At 41.4% G+C, this 22,218-nt stretch carries 25 protein-coding genes and 1 tRNA gene; 7 read left to right on the plus strand and 19 right to left on the minus strand.

Going from position 1 to position 22,218, the window contains the following annotated elements:
* Positions 1-189 precede the first annotated feature (189 nt).
* The 10 genes from CO686_RS05795 to CO686_RS05840 form a co-directional block, all read right to left on the minus strand.
* Complete coding sequence (locus CO686_RS05795; protein ID WP_000805398.1) at positions 190-612, minus strand: hypothetical protein; 423 nt, start codon at positions 610-612, stop codon at positions 190-192.
* Between the two features lie 11 nt (positions 613-623).
* Positions 624-1,046 carry a hypothetical protein gene (locus CO686_RS05800; RefSeq protein WP_049490227.1) on the minus strand — a complete coding sequence of 141 codons (423 nt, stop codon included), beginning with the start codon at positions 1,044-1,046 and terminating at the stop codon, positions 624-626.
* Positions 1,047-1,115: 69 nt separating this feature from the next.
* Positions 1,116-1,670: a hypothetical protein gene (locus CO686_RS05805; RefSeq protein ID WP_049550022.1), complete on the minus strand. Its 555-nt coding sequence runs from the start codon at positions 1,668-1,670 to the stop codon at positions 1,116-1,118.
* Between the two features lie 20 nt (positions 1,671-1,690).
* A complete protein-coding gene (locus CO686_RS05810) occupies positions 1,691-1,924 on the minus strand; it encodes an Imm74 family immunity protein (protein WP_000703149.1) in 234 nt (77 codons plus the stop codon).
* Between the two features lie 198 nt (positions 1,925-2,122).
* Positions 2,123-2,194, minus strand: a tRNA-Arg gene (locus CO686_RS05815).
* Between the two features lie 42 nt (positions 2,195-2,236).
* Positions 2,237-2,584 (minus strand): 50S ribosomal protein L19, encoded by a 348-nt coding sequence (gene rplS, locus CO686_RS05820; protein WP_001068669.1) that lies wholly within the window; start codon positions 2,582-2,584, stop codon positions 2,237-2,239.
* Between the two features lie 118 nt (positions 2,585-2,702).
* Entirely contained in the window at positions 2,703-3,032 is a 330-nt protein-coding gene (gene crcB / locus CO686_RS05825; RefSeq protein ID WP_000260097.1) for a fluoride efflux transporter CrcB, read from the minus strand.
* Complete coding sequence (gene crcB / locus CO686_RS05830; protein WP_000712108.1) at positions 3,026-3,400, minus strand: fluoride efflux transporter CrcB; 375 nt, start codon at positions 3,398-3,400, stop codon at positions 3,026-3,028. The genes crcB (CO686_RS05825) and crcB (CO686_RS05830) overlap by 7 nt, the downstream gene beginning before the upstream one ends.
* The gene (locus CO686_RS05835; protein WP_000362439.1) at positions 3,397-3,663 is read right to left on the minus strand and encodes a chorismate mutase; all 267 of its coding nucleotides are present in this window, start codon (positions 3,661-3,663) and stop codon (positions 3,397-3,399) included. Before CO686_RS05835 ends, crcB (CO686_RS05830) begins: the two co-directional genes overlap by 4 nt.
* Before the next feature lie 117 nt (positions 3,664-3,780).
* Positions 3,781-4,224 (minus strand): flavodoxin, encoded by a 444-nt coding sequence (locus CO686_RS05840; protein ID WP_070838201.1) that lies wholly within the window; start codon positions 4,222-4,224, stop codon positions 3,781-3,783.
* A gap of 103 nt (positions 4,225-4,327) precedes the next feature.
* On the opposite strand from CO686_RS05840, the gene CO686_RS05845 reads away from it, so the two are divergent.
* The 3 genes from CO686_RS05845 (at position 4,328) to CO686_RS05855 (ending at position 6,649) form a co-directional block, all read left to right on the plus strand.
* Complete coding sequence (locus tag CO686_RS05845) at positions 4,328-5,272, plus strand: DHH family phosphoesterase (RefSeq protein ID WP_096753617.1); 945 nt, start codon at positions 4,328-4,330, stop codon at positions 5,270-5,272.
* Positions 5,273-5,379: 107 nt separating this feature from the next.
* Positions 5,380-6,243: a lantibiotic ABC transporter permease gene (locus tag CO686_RS05850; protein ID WP_049550417.1), complete on the plus strand. Its 864-nt coding sequence runs from the start codon at positions 5,380-5,382 to the stop codon at positions 6,241-6,243.
* Positions 6,244-6,406: 163 nt separating this feature from the next.
* Positions 6,407-6,649 carry a type B 50S ribosomal protein L31 gene (locus CO686_RS05855; protein ID WP_000710762.1) on the plus strand — a complete coding sequence of 81 codons (243 nt, stop codon included), beginning with the start codon at positions 6,407-6,409 and terminating at the stop codon, positions 6,647-6,649.
* Positions 6,650-6,766: 117 nt separating this feature from the next.
* Here the strand turns inward: CO686_RS05855 and CO686_RS05860 are convergent, their stop codons facing one another.
* The 7 genes from CO686_RS05860 to CO686_RS05890 form a co-directional block, all read right to left on the minus strand.
* Positions 6,767-8,101 (minus strand): Nramp family divalent metal transporter, encoded by a 1,335-nt coding sequence (locus tag CO686_RS05860; protein ID WP_049501345.1) that lies wholly within the window; start codon positions 8,099-8,101, stop codon positions 6,767-6,769.
* Between the two features lie 220 nt (positions 8,102-8,321).
* Entirely contained in the window at positions 8,322-11,498 is a 3,177-nt protein-coding gene (gene carB, locus CO686_RS05865; protein ID WP_049501344.1) for a carbamoyl-phosphate synthase large subunit, read from the minus strand.
* A 311-nt stretch (positions 11,499-11,809) separates the two neighbouring features.
* The gene (locus CO686_RS05870; protein WP_000166847.1) at positions 11,810-12,889 is read right to left on the minus strand and encodes a carbamoyl phosphate synthase small subunit; all 1,080 of its coding nucleotides are present in this window, start codon (positions 12,887-12,889) and stop codon (positions 11,810-11,812) included.
* Positions 12,890-12,938: 49 nt separating this feature from the next.
* Complete coding sequence (locus tag CO686_RS05875) at positions 12,939-13,862, minus strand: aspartate carbamoyltransferase catalytic subunit (RefSeq protein WP_049501343.1); 924 nt, start codon at positions 13,860-13,862, stop codon at positions 12,939-12,941.
* 18 nt (positions 13,863-13,880) lie between these two features.
* Entirely contained in the window at positions 13,881-14,402 is a 522-nt protein-coding gene (gene pyrR / locus CO686_RS05880) for a bifunctional pyr operon transcriptional regulator/uracil phosphoribosyltransferase PyrR (RefSeq protein ID WP_049485335.1), read from the minus strand.
* A 210-nt stretch (positions 14,403-14,612) separates the two neighbouring features.
* Positions 14,613-15,242, minus strand: coding sequence for an endonuclease III (gene nth, locus CO686_RS05885; RefSeq protein ID WP_000244437.1), 630 nt, complete (start codon positions 15,240-15,242; stop codon positions 14,613-14,615).
* A complete protein-coding gene (locus CO686_RS05890) occupies positions 15,243-15,785 on the minus strand; it encodes a YceD family protein (RefSeq protein WP_049501342.1) in 543 nt (180 codons plus the stop codon).
* A gap of 168 nt (positions 15,786-15,953) precedes the next feature.
* On the opposite strand from CO686_RS05890, the gene CO686_RS05895 reads away from it, so the two are divergent.
* Complete coding sequence (locus tag CO686_RS05895; RefSeq protein WP_049501341.1) at positions 15,954-16,283, plus strand: hypothetical protein; 330 nt, start codon at positions 15,954-15,956, stop codon at positions 16,281-16,283.
* Between the two features lie 333 nt (positions 16,284-16,616).
* Positions 16,617-18,176 (plus strand): ATP-binding cassette domain-containing protein, encoded by a 1,560-nt coding sequence (locus tag CO686_RS05900; protein WP_049501340.1) that lies wholly within the window; start codon positions 16,617-16,619, stop codon positions 18,174-18,176.
* A 44-nt stretch (positions 18,177-18,220) separates the two neighbouring features.
* On the opposite strand, the gene htpX is transcribed toward CO686_RS05900, so the two are convergent.
* Together htpX and CO686_RS05910 are read right to left on the minus strand one after the other, a co-directional pair.
* Positions 18,221-19,120: a zinc metalloprotease HtpX gene (gene htpX, locus CO686_RS05905; protein ID WP_049550416.1), complete on the minus strand. Its 900-nt coding sequence runs from the start codon at positions 19,118-19,120 to the stop codon at positions 18,221-18,223.
* A gap of 1 nt (position 19,121) precedes the next feature.
* On the minus strand, positions 19,122-19,682 hold the full coding sequence (locus tag CO686_RS05910; RefSeq protein ID WP_000219838.1) for a LemA family protein: 561 nt from the start codon (positions 19,680-19,682) through the stop codon (positions 19,122-19,124).
* Positions 19,683-19,776: 94 nt separating this feature from the next.
* On the opposite strand from CO686_RS05910, the gene rsmG reads away from it, so the two are divergent.
* Positions 19,777-20,490: a 16S rRNA (guanine(527)-N(7))-methyltransferase RsmG gene (gene rsmG, locus CO686_RS05915; protein ID WP_000801948.1), complete on the plus strand. Its 714-nt coding sequence runs from the start codon at positions 19,777-19,779 to the stop codon at positions 20,488-20,490.
* 372 nt (positions 20,491-20,862) lie between these two features.
* Complete coding sequence (locus CO686_RS05920; protein ID WP_000808282.1) at positions 20,863-22,146, plus strand: uracil-xanthine permease family protein; 1,284 nt, start codon at positions 20,863-20,865, stop codon at positions 22,144-22,146.
* Positions 22,147-22,218: the final 72 nt, after the last annotated feature.

Genomic DNA, 22,218 nt, shown 5'->3' on the forward strand with positions numbered 1-22,218 from the left:
TTTAAGTCATAATAGACTAATTTGTTCTTAAATTCTCCTAGATGAACTAGTTCTTTATAATGTTTTCTCTTTTCTATCATTTCCACTCCCTTTCTAACCATAATCAAATGATATAAGCTTTTTCATAGCTTCAGTGAACTGGATTAGAGCTCTCTAATATCTGGAATTCAGTTTCATTATATATCTCTTTTACTTGAGTGGCGATACATAATCATCTGGAACTTTGCCCATTGATTCTATCCATTGTTGTTCGGCTTGGGGAATAAGCATTTCAAGTTCTTTATCACTAAAAAGCAACTGATTTTTACGGTTGGAAATCAGCACAATTGGCTTTTTTCTAGCTCTATCTTTTCTAATTTCGTTCTTTTCTTCTTCTGTCGGTGGCCAATAATCGTGCTTAACTTTGCAAGATATTTCAAGTAGAGTCCGTTTTCCACTCTCTAGTAAGATAAATAATTCTTGTGGTAATTCATAGACAACTAACCAAGAAACTACGGTTCCCTCTTCTAAAACTAAATAATACTTGTCCTCATCTTTCCAGATATGCTGACCGTAACCTTTTACTTCTTCATACTGGATAACATCTTCCCATTGTAGTCTTGTTGGTTTCATTTATACATTCCTTACTTAAGTGGTGATACATAATCATCTGGAAGTTTGCCTCTCCAGTCAATCCACATTTGCTCAGCAATTGGAATTAATCTTTCAAGCTCTTCCTGAGTAAATAACTCTCTAGTTTCAGGTAAATCAATTAATGATGTGGGACTCTCTTCTATGAATCGTTTCTCACTAGCTTTCTTTTCTTCTTCCGTCGGTGGCCAACAATCGTTTTGAACCTTCCAAGATATTTCAAGTAGAGTCCGCTCTCCACTATCTAGTAAGGTAAATAATTCTTGTGGTAATTCATAGACAACTAACCAAGAAGCTACGGTTCCCTCTTCTGAAACTAAATAATACTTGTTATCATTTCTCCAGATGGATTTTCCATAACCTTTTACTTCTTCAAACTGGATAACATCTTCCCATTGTAGTTTTGTTGGTTTCATTTGTATTCTCCTAGTGCAATTATCTCTCAGCATAAAATATCATAAAAATCCGTCTTCTATTTCTCTTCCTTAATAGGCGATGCCATCTTTTATCCATTTTCTAGTTTCTAAATCCACATTAAAATAGAAATCACTTCGACCAGAACTATCAAAACAATCTTCTTTAAGAGCTTCACATACAATTCTCAGTTTCTTCTTACTTATCTCAGAAATGTATAGCATTGTATACCCTGCAGGAGATTCAATTTGGTCGATTCTCTCACCTTCTAAATTATAAACCTCTAGTTCTGATGGAAGGTCAAAATCGCTGGATGAGCGAAATATACTGAAGATACGCTGATATTTAGGACTAAATCGAAGATGATGTAAATGATGAAAACCAATCTGATGTTTGCCATTATGATTCCAATCTAGGGTTCCTTCTAGTAGATTTTGTTTCCCTAACAGTTTTCCTTCTAAACTAAAGTAGAAAATGATTTTGCTTACAAAGTTTTCTCCACTATAAACCATCACCATGTTCTCATCTTTATGATATTCCGCATGAATGATATCTGGTAGTTCTATCTTTATTACACAACCATCCCATTCCCATGTAAGCATCTGTTCACTGTAATCGATTTTCATCATTCTTCTCCTACTCTAACTCAGATAAATTCGATCTGAATTGATTGCTCCGTCATCCTGGAGTTCACTTCCTCGACAAGTTTATCTATCTCGTTCTGTGTGATAAGAATGTGATTGTAAGTTGGTTCCCAATTCTGTATGCTTGACCTATATACAATAAAGCTACCATCAGTCAACAACTCTCCCTCTGCTTTTAGAACATAGCCATTTTCATAGTCAAAAGTAACGTTACCACTTGTCCCAGAAATTTTCATTCCATTTCCTTCTTTACTCAAACATCATTATTTTTCTCAGAAAACTAAATCCTAATACTCATAATAAGGAGAGAAATTCCCCTTCAAATAAGCACTGATACTTTCTCCTATTATACCACACCATGGATATCATATTAAATGTTTAAAGTTTGGTCAAAGAAAAAACACTGGTTATCCAGTGTTTTGTTTCTAGTTTACTGCCCCCTGCAGGAATCGAACCTGCAACTACTCCTTAGGAGGGAGTTGTTATATCCATTGAACTAAGGGAGCTAGAGAAAAACCCTGCTGGGTGAGCAGAGTTTTTTAGTCGAATTAACGACGGATTTCTTTGATACGAGCTGCTTTACCTTGAAGAGCACGCAAGTAGTACAATTTCGCACGACGTACTTTACCGTAACGAACAACTTCAATCTTTTCAACACGTGGAGTGTGGATTGGGAAGATACGCTCAACACCTACACCGTTAGAGATTTTGCGAACTGTGTAGTTTTCTGAGATGCCAGCACCTTTACGTGCAATAACAACACCTTCAAAAATCTGGATACGTTCACGGTTTCCTTCGACAACTTTCGCGTGTACACGAACAGTGTCACCAGGACGGAATGATGGGATATCTGTACGAAGTTGACCTTCAGTCAAGCTTTGGATTAATGGATTCATTTTTTTCTCCTATCTTTGTCAATCTTGAGGAACCTTCCTCAGCGGATAAACTGTATTTTTGTATGTCCATTACACACAAGATACAGTTTACCAAATTTCCACCTAAAAGTAAAGAAATTTATAGCAGAATTCCTAAAAAAATCGCTACTAAACCTCCTAAGTAAGTTAAGAGAAAATAGCTGTAAAACACCTTCTTGTCACTAAGCAGTCTCTGTAGCTCTTCATTCAAAGTTGAAAAAGTCGTCAAACCTCCACAAAATCCTGTAGCTAGGATGGTATAGACTTCCTTGGACTCCACATGGTTGTAGCATAATCCAATCAAAAAGCAACCTAGAAGATTGGCTATGAGTGTTCCTAGTGGTAGTCCTGACCCATGATTATAACGGGAAAAGAAATAACGGACAAGGGCACCCAGTCCACAAGCAAGCGCTAGATAAAATACTACCATTTCTTCCTCCCTAGACAATAAGCAAATAAAAGCCCTCCGCCAATACTCAATACTAGGTAGATTACCAAGCTCAAATAACGCCCGGTATCAAGCAGTTTTACTGCATCAAGCATTAGGCTAGAAAAAGTTGTCAAGCCACCACAAAATCCCGTCCCCAGCGCCAAAACCAAGCCTTTGCTGGTTCCCTTATAGGCCAGATAGCCTTTTACCAGATAGACCAAGCAGAATATTCCCAGATAGTTGACGAGAAGGGTCCCCCAAGGAAAGTCTGGGCTAGCTGGTAACCAAGTGGAAATGAGATAGCGGGCAAGGCCTCCCACCATTGCAGCTAGAAAAATCCCTAGCGGATAAAATTGTTCTTTTTTCATTTAATGTTTTGATCCTGATAATCACGCGAACGTTTGAGTATGTCTGAAAAAGTTGCAACAATGGTCTCCTGATAGCGCTTATCTTCTACTCGATTTTTGACTTTCTCAAAAATAACTTCTTCTCTCTTAGTATCTAAAATAGGTTTTCCTGAGGCTTTCTTATAGGCAACTACTCCCTCAACCAAATGCATTCGTTCTTCTAGGAGCTTAACGATTTGGTCGTCGATTTGATCAATTTCTTGCCGAATAATATCTAAATCCATGGCATCTCCTCCTTTATTTGAATTATTGTATCAAAAAGCTACCAAATAGGCTAGTAAAATCCCAAAATAATTAATAAAAAAACGCACTGACTTCTTCCAGTCAGCGCAGTTTGATTCTTATCCTACTTTTGCAGCCAATTCTTCTGCGAATTGTTCCAAGCGTTCAATATCTTCTTCTTCGGCAGAAAGGTCTACTTTAATGCACTCTGAACCTTTTTCAGCTCCTGTCGCTACAAAAACGCGATCAAAGTCATCAACAGCCTTACAGAATTCGTCGTAGAAGGTATCTCCTGAACCGACCACTCCGTAGATTTTGCCATTCAAGTTGAGATCAGCTAGGTCTTCGTAGAAGTCCATCATCTCATCAGGCAATTCTCCATCTCCGTAGGTGTAAGTCGCAACAATTGCGATATCCGCTTCCAAGAAGTCTGAAGCGTCAACAGTCGTACATTCATCCACATCGACATCCAAGCCCAAGTCACGCAATTTATCTGCTACAATATCTGCAATTTCCTCGGTATTACCGGTCATACTGGCAAATACAATTTTTGCTAATGCCATATCGTCCTCCTCAATTTATCTTTCTCCATTATATCATATCTTTTTCATTTTAAAAATAAAAATTCTTGTGCTACAATGAAATGAGAAAGAATTGAGGTTGTTTATGGAAATTTGCCAGCAAATATTAGAGAAAATCAAAGAATACGATACCATTATCATTCATCGTCACATGAAACCAGATCCAGATGCCTTAGGGAGTCAGGTAGGTTTAAAAGCTCTTCTCACACACCATTTTCCAGAAAAGACCATCAAAGCAGTCGGTTATAACGAACCAACTCTAACCTGGATGGCGGAAATGGATACTGTCCAAGACAGTGACTACCACGGAGCTCTTGCTATTATTTGTGATACAGCGAATCGTCCTCGTATCGATGATAAACGCTACGAACAAGCTAATTTCACCATCAAAATCGATCACCATCCAAATGATGACATCTATGGTGACCTATCTTGGGTGGATACAAGTTCAAGCAGCGCCAGTGAGATGATTGCATTATTTGCTCAAGAAAATCAGCTAACTTTGTCTAGTGAAGCGGCACGACTTCTCTATGCAGGAATTGTCGGGGACACAGGGCGTTTTCTCTACCCTTCAACTAGTGCCCGTACCTTTAGAATAGCTGGCCAGCTCCGAGAAATTGATTTTGACTTTGCTGGACTGTCTCGTCAAATGGATACCATGAGCTTCAAGATTGCAAAATTGCAAGGGTATGTTTATGATCACTTAGAAGTTGATGAGAATGGGGCTGCACGCGTTCTGCTTACTCAAGACATCTTGGAAAAATATAAGGTTACGGATGCTGAAACAGCAGCGATTGTTGGGGCACCTGGTCGAATTGATACTGTTAAGGCTTGGGCTATCTTTGTTGAACAAGCTGATGGCCACTTCCGTGTGCGAATGCGCAGTAAAATCACCCCTATCAATGAGATAGCCAAACGACATGACGGGGGAGGGCATCCATTAGCCAGTGGCGCCAATTCCTATAGTCTAGAAGAAAACGAACAAATATATAAAGAACTGAAAGAGGCTCTACAGATTCACCAAGGCTAAGAAAGAATTTTCTTGGCCTTTTATATGCTAGATTCTTAAAATATACGGTTTCTTTGTACCTCAGTTTATGGTATAATAAATCAAACTGAATAAAAGGAGACTTAATAATGGAAAAAAATCGTTTGTATATTCTCATTTCTGCTGGAGTAGCCATTCTTGGTTCACTCTTGCCATGGGCTAGTTTAAATGCAGGTTCTTTTGGGTCCTATAGCGTGAATGGTTACCAAGGTGATGGTTGGTTTGTCATTATCGCGGCTATTGTGTCTATTGTTCTTGCATGCTTGAATAATATGAATAAAGCAATGTCTAAAGGGTTCTCAATTGGTGTCATTGTTGCGGGTGCAATTGCAACTCTCGTCACACTAAATAGTCTCTTTAATGTAAATAAGTACATGTCTAACTTTGGTGGATATGGCATTTCAATCGGCTTTGGTTTGATTTTGGCTATTCTTGCTAGCATTGCACTTGTTGTAACTGGTCTCTTGGCAATGTCAGGTGGTAAAATTACAAAAGAGTCATTTACTGAATTAGCTGAGTCTGGTAAAGATTTTGCTCAAACTGTCGGACGTGTAACAAGCTCTACCGTTAAAACTGCAGTCGAAGAAATCAAAAAAGAATCTCAAGAACGTAAAAAAGAAGAAACTACTGCTGAGAAAACAGAGACTGCTAAAGAGGAAACCGAGCAAACAGAAGAAGCTAAGGAACCAGCTAATGTGGAGGCTGAATCAGTAGCAGAAAACGCAGAACCAGTAAAAGAAGAAACTACTGAATCTGAAACAAAAACAGAAGCTGAGCCAGTAGCCGAACCAACAGAAACAGAGGCTGAAGCTGAAACTGTAACAGAATCAACGGAAACAGAACCTACTGAAACTGAAAAAGAGGCTAAATCAGCAGAAGAAAACGCAGAACCAGTAAAAGAAACAGAAGTAAAAAATCAACAAGAAGAAAAAGCTCCAAATCAAGAGAATTAATCATTCTTCTACCCTCACTCCAGTAAACACTGGAGTGATTTTTTATCAAGATTTTTAATAAAATCAGGGAAAAGACTTGCCAAACTTATCAGAATCTGATAGACTAGTATGGTAACAATCTATGGCTCGCAAAGAGACCATGGCAGAAAGGAAATATTGCAAAATGAAAAAAGATATCCATCCAGAATATCGCCCAGTTGTCTTCATGGACACAACTACTGGTTACAAATTCCTTAGCGGTTCAACAAAACGCTCTAACGAAACTGTTGAGTTCGAAGGCGAAACTTACCCATTGATCCGTGTGGAAATTTCATCAGACTCACACCCATTCTACACTGGACGTCAAAAGTTCACTCAAGCAGATGGACGCGTGGATCGTTTCAACAAAAAATACGGTCTCAAATAATGATAAAAAAGAACAGTTACCACTGTTCTTTTTTTGTACTTCTTTTTATGAACCAATCACTACTACTTTCTATGTTGTCAACCTTCACGCTGACACTATAATTGATTTCAAACGAGTTTAAAAAATATCGAAAAGAAGCTTGATATTGAGAATGGTCAAGATGATTGAAACTGCGTAACCTAGGATGGTGTTCCACTTGGCATTGGTGAATTCTCCCATCAGTGACTTCTTAGAGGTCAGATAGATTAAAGGGAAGATTGAAAACGGAAGAGCGATTGACAGAAAGACCTGTGAATAGACCAATAACTGATCCAAGGTTTTTTCTTGATGTCCAAACAAAACGGCGACTATAATCACAGGTAGCAATGCAAAAATACGGGTACCGATACGGATCATCCACTGAGGCAATTTCAGATGCAAGAAGCCTTCCATGACAATCTGTCCTGTTAAGGTACCTGTAATGGTCGAATTTTGTCCACTTGCTAAGAGAGCTAGGGCAAATAAAGTTGACAGAGTTGAGCTAGCTATAGCTCCTGCTATTGTCGAATCCTGTAAAGCATTGTACATTTGGGAGAAAGCTGAAATTTCAGATGCATGACCAAAAAAGAGAGAGGCCCCTAAAATGAGCAGTAAGGAATTGACAATAAAGGCGAGGGACAACTGAAGATTTGAATCCCAGGTCATAAAACGAACGGCTTTTCGAACATCCTTCTTATCTTTGTGATTGATTTTCCTTGTTTGGGATAGGGATGAATGAAGATAGAGATTATGGGGCATGACTGTCGCTCCCACAATTCCTAGAGCCAAAGTCAATTGGCTTTCATGACCTGGTAATGGTGTTTCAAATAATGTTGGAGTCGGTAAATAACCACCCAAAATACCCTGAATACTTGGATTGGATAAAGCCACCAGATAGGTAAAGATGGCTAATATGGTTAAAATAAGGGTCGTAACAATGGCTTCAATTTTTTTGAAGCCAAATTTCATCAACAACAACAAAAGAAATACGTCTAAAACGGTTAAGAGGATAGCGACCATAATTGGTATTTTAAATAAAAGATTTAAGGCAATCGCTGAGCCTAGAACCTCAGCTAAGTCGGTCGCCATTAAAGCTAATTCTAAAATCACCCATAAACTATAACGAAGCCACTTGGGAGCATGATGTGCAGTTGCCTGTGCTAGGTCCATCTTAGTTACGATACCGAGCTTTCCAGCCATCTGTTGTAGTTGCATGGCAATGATGGATGAAATCAAAATAACAAATAAGAGACTATATTTGTAGGAAGCACCACCAACCACACTGGTGATCCAGTTTCCTGGATCCATGTAGCCAACTGCCACAAGAGCTCCAGGTCCTAAGAATGCTTTTAGATTTTGCCAAAAATGATTGTTATTTGGAGTCTCAATAGATTGATTGATCTCAGAAAGAGAGACTTTTTTATAAGAGGACATAGGGATTTTACACTTTCTAATCTGTCTTTACATATTTCTTAATAGAATATTTTTTGAAAGAATGATGAAAATAGTTTACCTATTTCCAATTCACGCTTATTATATCACATTTTAGAATGATTACAAATAAAAAAAATGATAGTTGAAAGAAGCAATATCAGTATTGCAAAAGCCAGCGTTTTCTGACGCTGGCTTTAAAACTGTAAAAATTCTTTCTCAACTAGATCGCTTCTGTGACAAAACTACGACTTTCTAGCACCTTAAGCATGGCATTTGCTGTGTCTAGTGCTGTAAAGAGTGGCACACCATGTTCAATGGCTGAACGGCGGATTTGCTCACCATCTTCGTCAGCAGTTCGCTTGGTTCCGACAGTATTGATGATCGCTTGGATTTTTCCTTTACGAACAAAGCTTGGGATATCCTTCTCATCATCACCAATCTTACCAACAGGCTGGGCATGCAATCCATGGCTAGCAAAGAAGGCTGCAGTTCCTTCTGTCGCGAGGATACCGTAACCGATATTTTGGAAACGGCGAGCCAAGTCCAAGGCTTCTTCTTTGGTATCATCTGCAATGGTGAAGACTACATTTCCGAAAGTTGGCAAATGGAGGTAAGAAGCTTCAAAGGCTTTATAGAGAGCTTTTTCTAGAGTAGCATCAGAACCCATGACTTCCCCTGTTGACTTCATTTCAGGACCAAGTAAGCTATCTACCTTAGCTAACTTGGTGAAGGAGAAGACTGGAGCCTTGATATGAACGCGAGTACTTTCAGGGTAAAGTCCATCTTGGTAACCAAGTTCTGATAAACTTTGACCAAGAATGAGCTTAGTTGCTACCTGAGCCATAGGGATATTGGTTACTTTTGAAAGGAATGGAACTGTACGGCTGGCACGTGGATTAACCTCAATAACGTAGACTTTTTCATCCTTGATAACAAACTGGATGTTCATCATACCAAGACAGTTAAGACCAATTGCTAGGCGTTTGGTGTAGTCTGCAATGGTTTCCTGAACCTTTTGCGACAAGGTTTGTGGAGGATAAACGGCCATTGAGTCACCTGAGTGGACACCGGCACGTTCGATATGCTCCATGATACCAGGAATGAGGACATTTTCCCCGTCTGAGATGGCATCGACTTCACACTCTTGCCCAACGATGTAAGAATCGACAAGGACTGGATGGTCTGGACTGGCCTTAACAGCGGTACGCATGTAAGAACGAAGGTCTTCTTCGTTTTCGACGATTTCCATAGCACGTCCACCCAAGACATAAGATGGACGAACGAGGACTGGGAAGCCAATCTTGCGAGCAGCAAGCACCGCTTCTTCTTCATTAGTTGCTGTTTGTCCTGGTGGCTGTGGAATATCCAAGTCTTTGAGGGCTTGCTCGAAGAGGTCGCGGTCTTCGGCACGATCCAAGTCAGCTACTTGGGTACCAAGAATGGTCACACCTGCTTTTGCCAAAGGCTCTGCAAGGTTGATAGCTGTTTGACCACCAAACTGAACAATAACGCCTTTTGGTTGCTCCAAATCAATGACATTCATCACATCTTCGAATGTCAATGGTTCAAAGTAAAGTTTGTCTGATACCGAGAAGTCGGTAGAAACGGTCTCTGGATTTGAGTTCATGATGATCGCTTCATAACCAGCAGCCTGAATCGCCTTAACAGAGTGAACGGTTGCGTAGTCAAACTCAACCCCTTGTCCGATACGGATTGGACCTGAACCTAGGACAAGTACAGATTCCTTGTCAGACTTGATAGACTCATTTTCCCAACCATAGGTTGAATAGAAATATGGTGTTTCAGAGTCGAATTCTGCCGCACAGGTATCGACCATCTTGTAAACTGGGACAATCTTGTTTTCCAAGCGAAGTTGACGAACTTGCTCAGCTGTCGTTTTCCAGAGTTCCGCAATCTTACGGTCTGAGAAACCATTAAGTTTAGCAGTTTTCAAGACTTCTAGATCTTGTGGATGGGCACCTAATTCTTGCTCAATTTCAAAGATGTGCAAGAGTTTATCAAGATAAAAGATATCAATTTTCGTAAGCTCAGCGATTTCTTCTGGTGTGTAACCACGGCGAATAGCTTCTGATACGTAGAAGAGACGGTCATCTTGGGCCTTGACAACCTTTTCAATCAAGGCATCATCAGAAACGGTTGCCAGTTCAGGCATTTCATTGTGGTGAACCCCAATTTCAAGTGAACGACAGGCTTTTAGAAGAGATTCCTCGATGTTACGACCAATGGCCATGACTTCCCCAGTCGCTTTCATCTGAGTTCCGAGACGGCGTTCACCTTTTTCAAACTTGTCAAATGGGAAACGAGGAATCTTAGCAACAACATAGTCAAGCGCTGGTTCAAACATAGCATAGGTTGATCCTGTAACTGGGTTAATAACCTCATCCAAGGTCAATCCTACTGCAATCTTAGCAGCCAATTTAGCGATTGGATAACCCGTCGCCTTAGAAGCAAGGGCGGATGAACGAGATACACGAGGGTTTACTTCGATGACATAATACTTAAAGCTATGAGGATCAAGTGCCAACTGAACGTTACATCCACCTTCAATCTTGAGAGCGCGGATAATGCTCAAGCTCGCGTCACGAAGCATTTGGTTTTCATAGTCTGACATGGTTTGTGCTGGGGCAAATACGATGGAGTCTCCTGTGTGAATCCCAACTGGGTCAAAGTTTTCCATGTTACAAACAACAAGGGCATTATCAGCTGAGTCTCGCATCACTTCGTACTCGATTTCCTTGAAACCTGCGATTGAACGTTCAATCAAACATTGGGTAACAGGTGACAGTTTCAACCCATTTTCAGCGATTTCACGCAATTCTTCCTCGTTGGCACACATACCACCACCAGTACCACCAAGGGTAAAGGCTGGACGAACGATAACAGGGTAGCCGATTGATGCCGCAAAGGCAACAGCTGCTTCTACTGTGTTGACAATTTCAGATTCTGGAATTGGCTGCTCAAGCTCTTCCATCAATTGTTTAAAGAGGTCACGGTCCTCTGCTTGGTCGATGGCAGACAATTTAGTACCTAAAAGCTCTACCCCAAGCTCATCTAGAATGCCATTTTTAGACAATTCCATGGCCATATTGAGCCCTGTCTGACCTCCAAGAGTTGGAAGCAAAGCATCTGGACGTTCCTTACGGAGAATACGTGTCACAAACTCAAGTGTAATCGGTTCGATGTAGACCTTATCCGCAATCTCCTTGTCCGTCATGATGGTGGCAGGGTTTGAGTTCACCAAGACAACCTCATAACCTTCCTCTTTCAAAGACAAGCAGGCCTGGGTCCCCGCGTAGTCAAACTCAGCAGCCTGACCAATAATAATCGGACCAGAACCAATCACCATAATTTTTTGAATATCAGTACGTTTAGGCATAGTTTATGATACAAAGCCCGTAAAGAACACAGTGAAAATAGGAAACTCGGTGCAGACGCCTTTAGCGTCAAGACGATGTTTATCTTTTTCACACAGTTCTTAGGGCGTGTTCACTTCCGCGAACAATGTATCTTCTCCTTTCTATTCGTCGCCTCACAGAGCGACATTAAATAAGATACAAAGGACGAATAGAAAGCGATTAAATTTTAGGAAATCAAGGAAGGATTGACAATCCAAGTTGGTTTCTCTAAATTCCGAGCTTTCCGTCCGTGTTCAGTTACATAAATTCTCCGACGAGCTTTTACTCGTTTTTAGTTTGCTTGTTTAAAAGCTTCCATCATCTCGATAAATTCATCAAATAGGTAGCTTGCGTCGTGTGGACCAGGAGCTGCGTCTGGGTGGAATTGTACAGAAAAACCTGGTTGGTATCTGTGGCGAACTCCTTCAACTGACTTGTCATTGATTTCTTCGTGGGTAATGATCAAATGCTCTGGCAAGTCCTCACGGCTAACTGCATAACCGTGGTTTTGGCTGGTAAAGTCTACGCGTCCTGTTGCAATTTCACGTACCGCGTGGTTAAATCCACGGTGACCAAATTTCATCTTGTAGGTCTTCGCCCCGTTTGCCATGGCAAAAAGTTGGTGTCCCATACAAATACCGAAAATTGGAATTTTCCCTTGCACACCACGAATCATGTCCAGTGCTTCTGGAACGTCTTCTGGGTTACCTGGACCATTTGACAACATAACTCCATCAGGATTTAGGTGGAGAATTTCTTCTGCCGTTGTTGAATACGGAACGACGGTCACGTTACAGTTACGCTTAGAAAGTTCACGTAAGATTGAGTGCTTGAGACCAAAGTCTACTAAGACCACGCTCAAACCAACTCCAGGAGCTGGATAGGAAGTTTTAGTGGAAACCTGTTTGATATTGTCTGTCGGCAAGACTGTTGCTTGGAGCTGGTCCGTCACATGGTCCATACTGTCTCCAACATGGGTCAAGGTTGCACGCATCGTACCATGCTTACGGATAATCTTAGTAAGGGCACGCGTATCAATCCCTGAGATACCTGGAATTTTCTTGGCTTTCAAGAATTCGTCCAAGGTCATTTGGTTGCGCCAGTTGCTAGCTCGACGCGCCTCTTCGAAAACGACAACTCCTTTACAAGTTGGAATGATGGATTCGTAATCATCACGGTTAATTCCATAATTTCCCACCAAAGGATAGGTAAAGGTCAAGATTTGTCCATTATAAGACTGGTCTGTAATGGATTCTTGGTAGCCGGTCATCCCTGTGTTAAAGACGATTTCGCCTGTTACATCAATATCTGCTCCGAAGGCCTTACCTTCAAAAACTGTGCCATCTTCTAATACTAGAAGTCTTTTTGTCATATTTTCACCTCTCGTGGACGCTCACTGGCGTCTTTTAACGTCTTGTGTTTTAGTTGGCGTTTCTACTCGCCAGTACGGATTCTAAGATTGCCATTCGAACAAAGACACCGTTGGTCATTTGTTGGACAATGCGTGATTTTGGTGCTTCAACCAAGTGGTCAGCAATTTCCACATCTCGATTCACTGGAGCAGGATGCATAATGATTGCTGTTTCTTTTAAGCGATTATAGCGTTCTTGGTTCAAGCCGTGTTGAGCATGGTAGTCTTCTTTTGAAAAAACGGCTCCACTTTCATGGCGTTCATGTTGAACTCGGAGTAACATCAAAACATCCACCTGATCAACAATCTCATCAATAGTTACAAACTGTCCATAGTCCGCAAACTCTTGACTTCTCCATTCCTCAGGTCCTGCAAAGTACAGTTCAGCTCCCAAGCGTTTCAAAATTTGCATATTGGATTTGGCAACGCGTGAGTGGTCCAAGTCGCCTGCAATAGCAACCTTGAGACCCTCAAAGTGGCCAAATTCCTCATAAATAGTCATCAAATCAAGCAAGCTCTGGCTAGGATGTTGACCTGAGCCATCCCCACCATTGATAATAGAAGTTGTAATCGTCGGACTCACAATCAACTCTCTGTAATAGTCTACCTCTGGGTGGCGAATCACACAGACATCCACTCCTAGAGCAGATAGGGTCAAGATGGTATCATACAATGTCTCACCCTTATTGACTGAGCTAGTCTTCACATCAAAGTCCAGTCGCTCCAATCCTAGCTTAATCTCTGCCACTTCAAAGGACTTATGTGTCCGTGTAGAATCTTCAAAGAAGAGATTAGACACGATAGGTTTGTTCTCGTAGGGAAGTTGGGCTCCATTTTTAAACTCGATTCCTCGTTTGATCAATTTCATCACTTGATCAACTGTAAGGTCTTCCATAGAAACCACATGGTTCAATGCTTGTTGGTTTTCTGACATGGCTACTCCTTCAGCTTTCTAAGCTTCTTCAGTAATCAGAACTCTGTCTTGGCCATCAAGTTCTGTCATCTCTACGATGATTTCTTCAGAACGACTGGTTGGGATATTTTTCCCAACGTAATCTGGACGGATAGGCAATTCTCTATGTCCACGGTCAACTAGCACCGCAAGACTCACGCGCGCAGGACGACCATGGCCAACAATATTATCGATCGCAGCACGGATAGTACGGCCTGTATAGAGCACATCATCCACCAAGATAACCTCACGGTCAGTCACATCAACAGAAATCAAAGAAGTATCTTCTCCGCTTTTAACATCATCACGGAAAGGCTTGGTGTCCAATTCCACAACAGGAACAGTGATGTTTTCCAACTGCTCCAAGCGTTCTTTGATACGATGAGCGATGAAAACACCACGCGTTTTTATCCCAGCTAGGATAATTTTATTCAAATCTTTATTGCGCTCAATAATCTCGTAAGTAATTCGCGTAATCGCGCGTTTGACGGTCAATTCGTCTACAACTTCTTTTGCCTTCATGACAAACCTCCAAAAAGAAAAGTCTCCTTCTACAAGGAGACTTGAAATGTATAGCCAAGCGAGCCCTACTGTAAACAGTATAGACTTCACCCTTCTACTTTATCGCGCTCCTTGCCTGCCTCACGGGACAGGTTTAAAGGACTATTTAGTTACCATTTACTATAGCACAAAGCACCCTTAAAATCAAGCAAAAACTTTTTCAGAGTCCCCTTAAACATTACTAAAATCATATAATTGGGGATAGTGGTCACATTCTGGATTTTTGGGATGGCAGATAGCTCGTCCAAAGTAAATCATGGCCTGGTGGGCTGCTAACCACTCTTCTGGTGGCAAGACATCCATAACACGTTTTTCTACTTCAAGTGGCGTAGCTGATTTTTTAACGATATCGTGATGCTTGCAGATACGCTCCACATGAGTATCCACTGCAAAAGCAGGAATCCCAAAGCCCACACTCATGACAACATTGGCTGTCTTACGACCAACACCAGCTAGACTTTCTAATTCCTCTCGAGTCTGAGGCACTTGACCATCAAAATCGTCTAGTAACTGTTGGGCACATTTTTTAAGGAATTTGGCCTTATTTCGATACAGTCCCAGGCGAGAAATGTGTGAAGCAATTTCACTCTCTGTCGCTACAGACATGGCTTGTGGTGTCGGAAAAGCAGCAAAGAGACCTGGCGTGGCCTTATTTACCGCTGCATCTGTGGTCTGAGCTGACAACATCACTGCAACCAAGAGTTCAAAATGATTGGTAAAATCAAGACTAGGCTTAGCATCTGGAAAGAGGGCAATAATTTCCTCTATGACATGACGGGCACGTTTCTTAGATAAAACCATCTACTCGTCTCCATCAAACAGTCCTTGCAAGCCAGCAAATGGACTGTTTTCTTCTTTCTTGACTGCTTGTTGGGCTTGGTATTCATCTTCAGTCATGATTTGCCAGTCATTTCCAGACACAAACCCTTGGCCCGCCTCTTCTTCTTCCGTCAAGACCTTGATTGGGATATTGAGCAGAATATTATCTGCTACGCTCTCAGCAAGGTCTATTTCCCCATTTTCAATAGGCAAGACCAAGTCATCATCAAGAACTTCCTGGTCCAGTTGGTTGGTCGCTACTTCCATGAAAACTTCTGTCACTGGATAAGACTCAGCCAACTCAACTGGCTCCATACTGCGGCTGGAAGCAAGAACAATGGTATAAGATAGCTGATAGTCTAAGAAATACAGACGGTCTTCATACTGTACCTTCCCCACTGCAAGGATATCTTTGACATCTAAAATCTCTTGGTTCCGTTTACGCAAGTCTGCTGCCAGGTCCAAAGCTTGTTCAAAATGCAGGCCTTCAGGTTGCTTACGAATTTCTTGAATGTTTAACTTCATATTTCCTCCATAAAGATGTACTCACTTGATTATACCATGAAAAGGCTATAAGTCAGCCTCCCAAACTTTGATATTAAAATCTCATTTTTTAACATATTTACTATGACAAACTTTCCTATTAGTGCTATACTATAGGCAAGAATACATCAGAGCAAGGAGGATGCTCATATGGAGGACAAAGCACTCATCACTGAAGCTTACCAACTCCTTTCCGAGTTAAATAAAAGCTACCAAAGCTGTAAACAAGGAACAGCTGATGATCTTCGACTGCAAGAGCTGCTGAACACCACTCTTAAGGAACTAAAAACAGCAGAAAAACTGGACAACAGTATCTTAATCGACCTTGAGAAATTTTACCAACGTACCAGTCTTCTTATTGGACTAGGGAGCCTAAAACTAAACGATCAAGCTCGTATTGCTTGGCGAAACTATGACAAGTTCCACTACGAACATGTCAAACACGTGCTAACTCTCTATGGGCCTGTTTTCGGTTTTTAGAGTTTGAAATTACTTGTTTTCTGTTGACAAAATTTCCTGAAAGGTATAGGATAGAGGTACTAATACTCGGAGGTAAGGGAGACATGAACAACTAAGTCTATCAAATAAAGAATCTTTATTTAGTAGATCTTGTTTTTGTCTCTTTATTGTGTGCTCTTTTTATACTAGATTTTCTAGTATCTTGTCCTCATTGAAAATCAAAAAACTAGAAAGCTATGCTCCTCTTGGGTTGGGGTAGGCAGCTCCAAGCTAGTTTGACGAGTTTTTCAACGAGGATAATAGAGTTTTGGACAGTGACTTTGGGCTCTACTAGATAAAGTAGAGCTTTTTGTTATGCACTATCGACATTCTAGAAAGGGCAACAATATGATAAAAATCAATCATCTAACTATCACGCAAAACAAAGATCTACGAGATCTTGTATCTGACCTAACCACGACTATCCAAGACGGAGAAAAGGTTGCTATTATTGGTGAAGAAGGAAATGGTAAATCGACTTTACTACGAGCTTTAATGAGAGAAGCATTACCTGATTTTACCATCAAGGGCGACATCCAGTCTGACCTTCAATCACTGGCCTACATTCCTCAAAAACTCCCCGAGTTCCTGAAAAATAGGACTCTACATGACTACTTCTTTTTGGATTCTGCTGATTTAGACTACAGCATTCTTTATCGTTTGGCGGAGGAATTGCACTTTGATAGCGACCGTTTTGCTAGCGACCAAGAGATTGGCAGTCTATCAGGGGGCGAAGCATTGAAAATTCAGCTCATCCACGAGTTAGCCAAACCTTTTGAGGTTCTGTTTTTAGATGAACCTTCAAATGACCTAGACCTTGAGACGGTTGATTGGCTAAAAAGACAGATTCAAAAGATTAGGCAAACTGTTATTTTCATTTCCCATGATGAAGACTTTCTTTCTCAAACGGCAGATACTATTGTCCACTTGCGACTGGTCAAGCATCGGAAAGAAGCAGAAACACTAGTCGAGCATTTAGACTATGATCGCTATAGTGAGCAGAGAAAGGCTAATTTTGCCAGACAAAGTCAGCAAGCTGCTAACGACCAGAGAGCCTATGACAAAACCATGGAAAAACATCGCCGCGTTAAGCAAAATGTAGAAACTGCACTTCGAGCAACCAAAGACAGTACTGCTGGTCGCCTATTGGCTAAAAAGATGAAAACTGTTCTCTCTCAAGAAAAACGCTTTGAAAAGGAAGCTCAGTCCATGACCCAAAAACCACTTGAAGAGGAACAAATCCAACTTTTCTTTTCAGACATCCAACCATTAGCATCTTCTAAAGTCTTAGTCCAACTGGAAAAAGAAAATTTGTCCATTGGCGAGCGTATTTTAGCTCAGGAGTTACAACTAACGGTCCGTGGCCAAGATAAAATCGGTATCATCGGGCCAAATGGTGTTGGGAAATCAACTCTGTTAGCCAAGTTGCGGCAACTACTAAGCGCCAAAAGAGAGATTTCACTTGGTTTTATGCCACAAGATTACCATAAAAAGCTGCAATTGGATCTATCTCCAGTAGCCTATCTCAGCCAAACTGGACAAAAAGAGGAACTACAGAAAATCCAATCTCACCTAGCCAGTCTCAATTTCAACTATCCAGAGATGCACCACCAAATCCGCTCGCTATCTGGCGGGCAACAAGGCAAGCTCCTACTTGTAGATTTAGTGTTGCGCAAACCAAACTTTCTCATTCTGGATGAGCCTACCCGAAATTTCTCACCAACTTCCCAACCCGAAATCAGAAAACTCTTTGCCTCCTATCCCGGCGGTCTGATCACTGTTTCGCATGACAGACGCTTCTTAAAAGAGGTCTGTACGAGTATCTATCGCTTGACAGAAAATGGTTTGGAAGTCGTCGCTTTACAAGATTTATAATTTTTGAACATAGCAAAAATCCAGAGACGATCTCTGGATTTTGTTTACATCTGTTTCAAACGTTCAATCCGTTCTGAGATAGGTGGATGGGTATAAAAGAGTTTTTGAAGTCCGCCACCTTTCTTAGGATTATTGATATAAAGAGCGCTACTGGCATCGTCAACATGGTGATGCATCGGCTCGCTATTTTCCAACTTACGCAAGGCATTGATCATCCCTTGAGGATTGCGAGTCAGCTCCACACTGGATGCATCCGCCAGAAATTCCCTCTGACGGGAAATGGCAAGTTGCACCAAGGTTGCTGCGAGAGGTGCTAGAACAATGGCTAATAGAGAGATGATAAGCATGATAATCTCCAAACCATTTCCATCGCGATCATTATCACTCCGTCTGCGACCTGCGCCACCCCACCACATCATCCGTCCTGCCATACTAGACAAAAGGGTAATGGCACTGGCAAGGGCAACAGCAATTGTCGAAATACGGATATCGTAGTTTCGGATATGACTGACCTCATGGCCCATAACAGCTTCCAGTTCCTCGCGATTCATGATAGCCAGAAGGCCCGAAGTGGCTGCGACAGCTGCATTCTGCGGGTTTGAACCTGTCGCAAAGGCATTTAAAGAAGAATCCTCAATGATGAAAACACGTGGCATGGGGATCTGAGCGACCATGGCCATATCTTCTACTACATGGTAGAGGTCTGGGGCTGTTTGCTCATCAACCTCACGCGCCCCATTCATAGACATGACAATCTCTGTCGATTGAAAGATCATGGTCAGAGCGTAGATAAGACCAATAATCAAGGCAATAATCATGCCACCAAGACCTGAGCGCATGAAGAGATAGCCAACCGCATAACCAACCAAGGTCAAGAGTAGGAAGAAAACCAGCAACAAAATCCAGGTTTTTCGTTTATTGCTCGCAATTTGATCAAACAACATCTTAGTCACCTAAACCACTAAAGTCAACTTTAGGAACTGCCTTTTCCTCTTCAGGTGTTTGAAGGAAGTCTGCAGCTTTAAAGCCAAATAGTCCTGCGATGATGTTACTTGGGAAACTTTCAAGTTTTACATTGTAGTTGCTGACAACACTGTTGTAGAGTTGACGAGAGTAAGAAATTTTATTTTCTGTATTGGTCAACTCTTCTTGCAATTTGATAAAGTTGGCACTAGCTTTCAAGTCTGGGTAATTCTCTGCTACTGCAAAGATACCAGAAATCTGGCGGGTAAGGGCATCACTGGCCTTCATAGCTTCAGCTGGTGAAGTTGCTGCGGCTACTTGTCTACGAAGTTCTGTTACTTTTTCCAAGGTAGAACCTTCATATTTCGCATAGCCTTTGACTGTTTCAATCAAGTTTGGGAGGAGATCATTACGACGCTTCAACTGAACATCTATCTGGCTCCAAGCCTCCTTGGTCTGCATACGATTTTTAACCAAACCGTTATAGCTAACAATCACAAAAATAACAATCAGAGCCAAAACTCCAAGAATAATCCAAGTCATAATCTTATTCCTTTCTGCTTTTAGATTACTACCAGTATATCAAAATTTTATTGAATATGGTAAAATAAGATGATACTAGAGAAAGAAAAAGACTATGAAACCAGAAACATTTTACAGCTTGCTCGCTGAGCAAAATATTCCACTTTCGGACCAGCAAAAGAACCAATTTGAACGGTATTTTGAGCTCTTGGTCGAGTGGAATGAAAAGATTAACCTGACCGCTATTACAGATAAAGAGGAAGTTTATCTCAAACATTTTTATGATTCGATTGCACCTATTCTGCAAGGCTTGATTTCAAATGAAACTATCAAACTTCTTGATATCGGAGCGGGGGCAGGATTTCCTAGTCTACCCATGAAAATCCTCTATCCTCAGTTAGATGTAACCATCATTGATTCGCTAAATAAGCGCATCAACTTCCTTCAGCTTTTGGCTCAAGAGCTGGATTTGGAAGGTGTTCACTTCTACCATGGACGGGCAGAAGACTTTGCCCAAGACAAGAACTTCCGTGCCCAATTTGATGTGGTGACGGCTCGTGCGGTTGCCCGCATGCAGGTTTTGTCTGAACTGACCATTCCCTATCTTAAAGTCGGCGGAAAACTATTGGCACTCAAGGCCAGCAATGCTCCTGAGGAATTGCTAGAAGCCAAGAACGCTCTCAACCTCCTCTTCAGCAAGGTCGAAGACAATCTCAGCTACGCTCTACCAAATGGAGATCCGCGCTACATCACTGTGGTCAAAAAGAAAAAGGAGACGCCTAACAAGTACCCAAGAAAGGCTGGCATGCCCAATAAACGCCCGCTTTAAACAATGGTGCACCCTTGTTTAAAGTTCAGAAAACCATTTACAAAATCAACTTCGCTCTCACATTTCTAGGCTCGGGAAAAAAATGATTTACAAAATCATACCTCGCTCTCGTATTTCTAGGCTCGGGAAAAAATGATTTACAAAATCAAACCTCGCTCTCGCATTTCCGGGCTCGGGAAAAAATGATTTACAAAATCATTTTTTTCTGCTATACTATCACAAGCAAAGGTTTTTAATGTCATCCTGTGAGGTGACGAAGGCGCAGATTTATATAAATTTTTAAAAGATAGCTATTTTTTAAAAAGTCTTACTCTGAGGGCCTATTGCTGCAAAATAATGGGCTCTTTTTTGGTGCCCAAAAGTGAGGTTTTTATGAAACAGGAATCAACTGTTGACTTGTTACTAGACGTTGATCAACGTCCTTCTGCTGGTAAAGGTATTCTTCTAAGCTTCCAGCACGTATTTGCCATGTTTGGTGCAACCATTCTCGTTCCCTTAATTTTGGGAATGCCCGTATCGGTTGCTCTCTTTGCATCCGGTATTGGAACACTTATCTACATGATTTCTACTGGCTTTAAGGTTCCAGTTTATCTAGGTTCTTCATTCGCCTTTATCACGGCTATGTCTCTAGCCATGAAAGAAATGGGGGGCGATGTATCTGCTGCTCAAACGGGGGTAATCTTGACTGGTTTGGTCTATGTCCTTGTAGCAGCAAGTGTTCGTTTTGCAGGTACAAAATGGATTGATAAACTCTTGCCCCCAATCATTATCGGACCTATGATTATCGTTATCGGTCTTGGTCTTGCTGGTTCTGCTGTAACGAATGCTGGACTTGTAGCAGACGGAAACTGGAAAAACGCCCTTGTAGCCGTTGTTACATTCTTGATTGCCGCCTTTATCAATACAAAAGGAAAAGGTTTCCTCCGTATCATTCCTTTCCTCTTTGCCATCATCGGTGGGTACATCTTCGCTATGATGCTTGGTTTGGTTGACTTTACCCCAGTCCTTCAAGCAAACTGGTTTGAAATTCCTGGTTTCTACTTGCCATTTAGTACAGGTGGTGCCTTTAAAGAGTACAACTTGTACTTCGGTCCTGAAACAATCGCCATCTTGCCAATCGCTATTGTAACAATTTCAGAACACATCGGAGACCACACAGTTTTGAGCCAAATCTGTGGCCGTCAATTCCTGAAAGAACCAGGACTTCACCGTACGCTTCTCGGTGACGGTATTGCAACATCTGTATCTGCTTTCCTCGGTGGACCAGCCAATACGACTTACGGTGAAAATACAGGGGTTATCGGGATGACTCGTATCGCTTCTGTCTCAGTTATCCGTAACGCAGCCTTTATCGCCATTGCTCTTAGCTTCCTAGGTAAGTTCACTGCCTTGATTTCAACCATTCCAAATGCTGTGCTTGGTGGCATGTCCATCCTTCTCTACGGAGTTATCGCCAGCAATGGTTTGAAAGTTTTGATTAAAGAACGCGTTGACTTCAGTCAAATGCGTAACCTCATCATTGCTAGTGCCATGTTAGTACTTGGACTTGGGGGAGCCATCCTCAAACTTGGGCCAGTTACACTTTCAGGTACTGCTTTATCAGCCATGACAGGAATCATCTTGAACTTGATCTTGCCACACGAAAATAAAGACTAATCATCTATACAAATCATAACCACCCGTCTAACGGGTGGTTTGCACCAGGGCTATAAGCCCAAATCACCAGCC

This window comes from Streptococcus oralis, from assembly GCF_002386345.1.
Taxonomy (GTDB): domain Bacteria; phylum Bacillota; class Bacilli; order Lactobacillales; family Streptococcaceae; genus Streptococcus; species Streptococcus oralis_S.

Excerpts from the sequence above, each read along its gene's own strand:
- htpX (WP_049550416.1), bottom strand. The coding sequence starts at position 19,120 with ATGTTGTTTGATCAAATTGCGAGCAATAAACGAAAAACCTGGATTTTG.
- CO686_RS05870 (WP_000166847.1), bottom strand. The coding sequence starts at position 12,889 with ATGACAAAAAGACTTCTAGTATTAGAAGATGGCACAGTTTTTGAAGGT.
- CO686_RS05795 (WP_000805398.1), bottom strand. The coding sequence starts at position 612 with ATGAAACCAACAAGACTACAATGGGAAGATGTTATCCAGTATGAAGAA.
- crcB (WP_000260097.1), bottom strand. The coding sequence starts at position 3,032 with ATGGTAGTATTTTATCTAGCGCTTGCTTGTGGACTGGGTGCCCTTGTC.
- rplS (WP_001068669.1), bottom strand. The coding sequence starts at position 2,584 with ATGAATCCATTAATCCAAAGCTTGACTGAAGGTCAACTTCGTACAGAT.
- rsmG (WP_000801948.1), top strand. The coding sequence starts at position 19,777 with ATGAAACCAGAAACATTTTACAGCTTGCTCGCTGAGCAAAATATTCCA.
- carB (WP_049501344.1), bottom strand. The coding sequence starts at position 11,498 with ATGCCTAAACGTACTGATATTCAAAAAATTATGGTGATTGGTTCTGGT.
- crcB (WP_000712108.1), bottom strand. The coding sequence starts at position 3,400 with ATGAAAAAAGAACAATTTTATCCGCTAGGGATTTTTCTAGCTGCAATG.
- CO686_RS05875 (WP_049501343.1), bottom strand. The coding sequence starts at position 13,862 with ATGTCAGAAAACCAACAAGCATTGAACCATGTGGTTTCTATGGAAGAC.
- CO686_RS05810 (WP_000703149.1), bottom strand. The coding sequence starts at position 1,924 with ATGAAAATTTCTGGGACAAGTGGTAACGTTACTTTTGACTATGAAAAT.
- pyrR (WP_049485335.1), bottom strand. The coding sequence starts at position 14,402 with ATGAAGGCAAAAGAAGTTGTAGACGAATTGACCGTCAAACGCGCGATT.
- CO686_RS05900 (WP_049501340.1), top strand. The coding sequence starts at position 16,617 with ATGCACTATCGACATTCTAGAAAGGGCAACAATATGATAAAAATCAAT.
- CO686_RS05895 (WP_049501341.1), top strand. The coding sequence starts at position 15,954 with ATGGAGGACAAAGCACTCATCACTGAAGCTTACCAACTCCTTTCCGAG.
- CO686_RS05860 (WP_049501345.1), bottom strand. The coding sequence starts at position 8,101 with ATGTCCTCTTATAAAAAAGTCTCTCTTTCTGAGATCAATCAATCTATT.
- nth (WP_000244437.1), bottom strand. The coding sequence starts at position 15,242 with ATGGTTTTATCTAAGAAACGTGCCCGTCATGTCATAGAGGAAATTATT.
- CO686_RS05855 (WP_000710762.1), top strand. The coding sequence starts at position 6,407 with ATGAAAAAAGATATCCATCCAGAATATCGCCCAGTTGTCTTCATGGAC.
- CO686_RS05840 (WP_070838201.1), bottom strand. The coding sequence starts at position 4,224 with ATGGCATTAGCAAAAATTGTATTTGCCAGTATGACCGGTAATACCGAG.
- CO686_RS05800 (WP_049490227.1), bottom strand. The coding sequence starts at position 1,046 with ATGAAACCAACAAAACTACAATGGGAAGATGTTATCCAGTTTGAAGAA.
- CO686_RS05805 (WP_049550022.1), bottom strand. The coding sequence starts at position 1,670 with ATGAAAATCGATTACAGTGAACAGATGCTTACATGGGAATGGGATGGT.
- CO686_RS05890 (WP_049501342.1), bottom strand. The coding sequence starts at position 15,785 with ATGAAGTTAAACATTCAAGAAATTCGTAAGCAACCTGAAGGCCTGCAT.
- CO686_RS05835 (WP_000362439.1), bottom strand. The coding sequence starts at position 3,663 with ATGGATTTAGATATTATTCGGCAAGAAATTGATCAAATCGACGACCAA.
- CO686_RS05845 (WP_096753617.1), top strand. The coding sequence starts at position 4,328 with ATGGAAATTTGCCAGCAAATATTAGAGAAAATCAAAGAATACGATACC.
- CO686_RS05920 (WP_000808282.1), top strand. The coding sequence starts at position 20,863 with ATGAAACAGGAATCAACTGTTGACTTGTTACTAGACGTTGATCAACGT.
- CO686_RS05910 (WP_000219838.1), bottom strand. The coding sequence starts at position 19,682 with ATGACTTGGATTATTCTTGGAGTTTTGGCTCTGATTGTTATTTTTGTG.
- CO686_RS05850 (WP_049550417.1), top strand. The coding sequence starts at position 5,380 with ATGGAAAAAAATCGTTTGTATATTCTCATTTCTGCTGGAGTAGCCATT.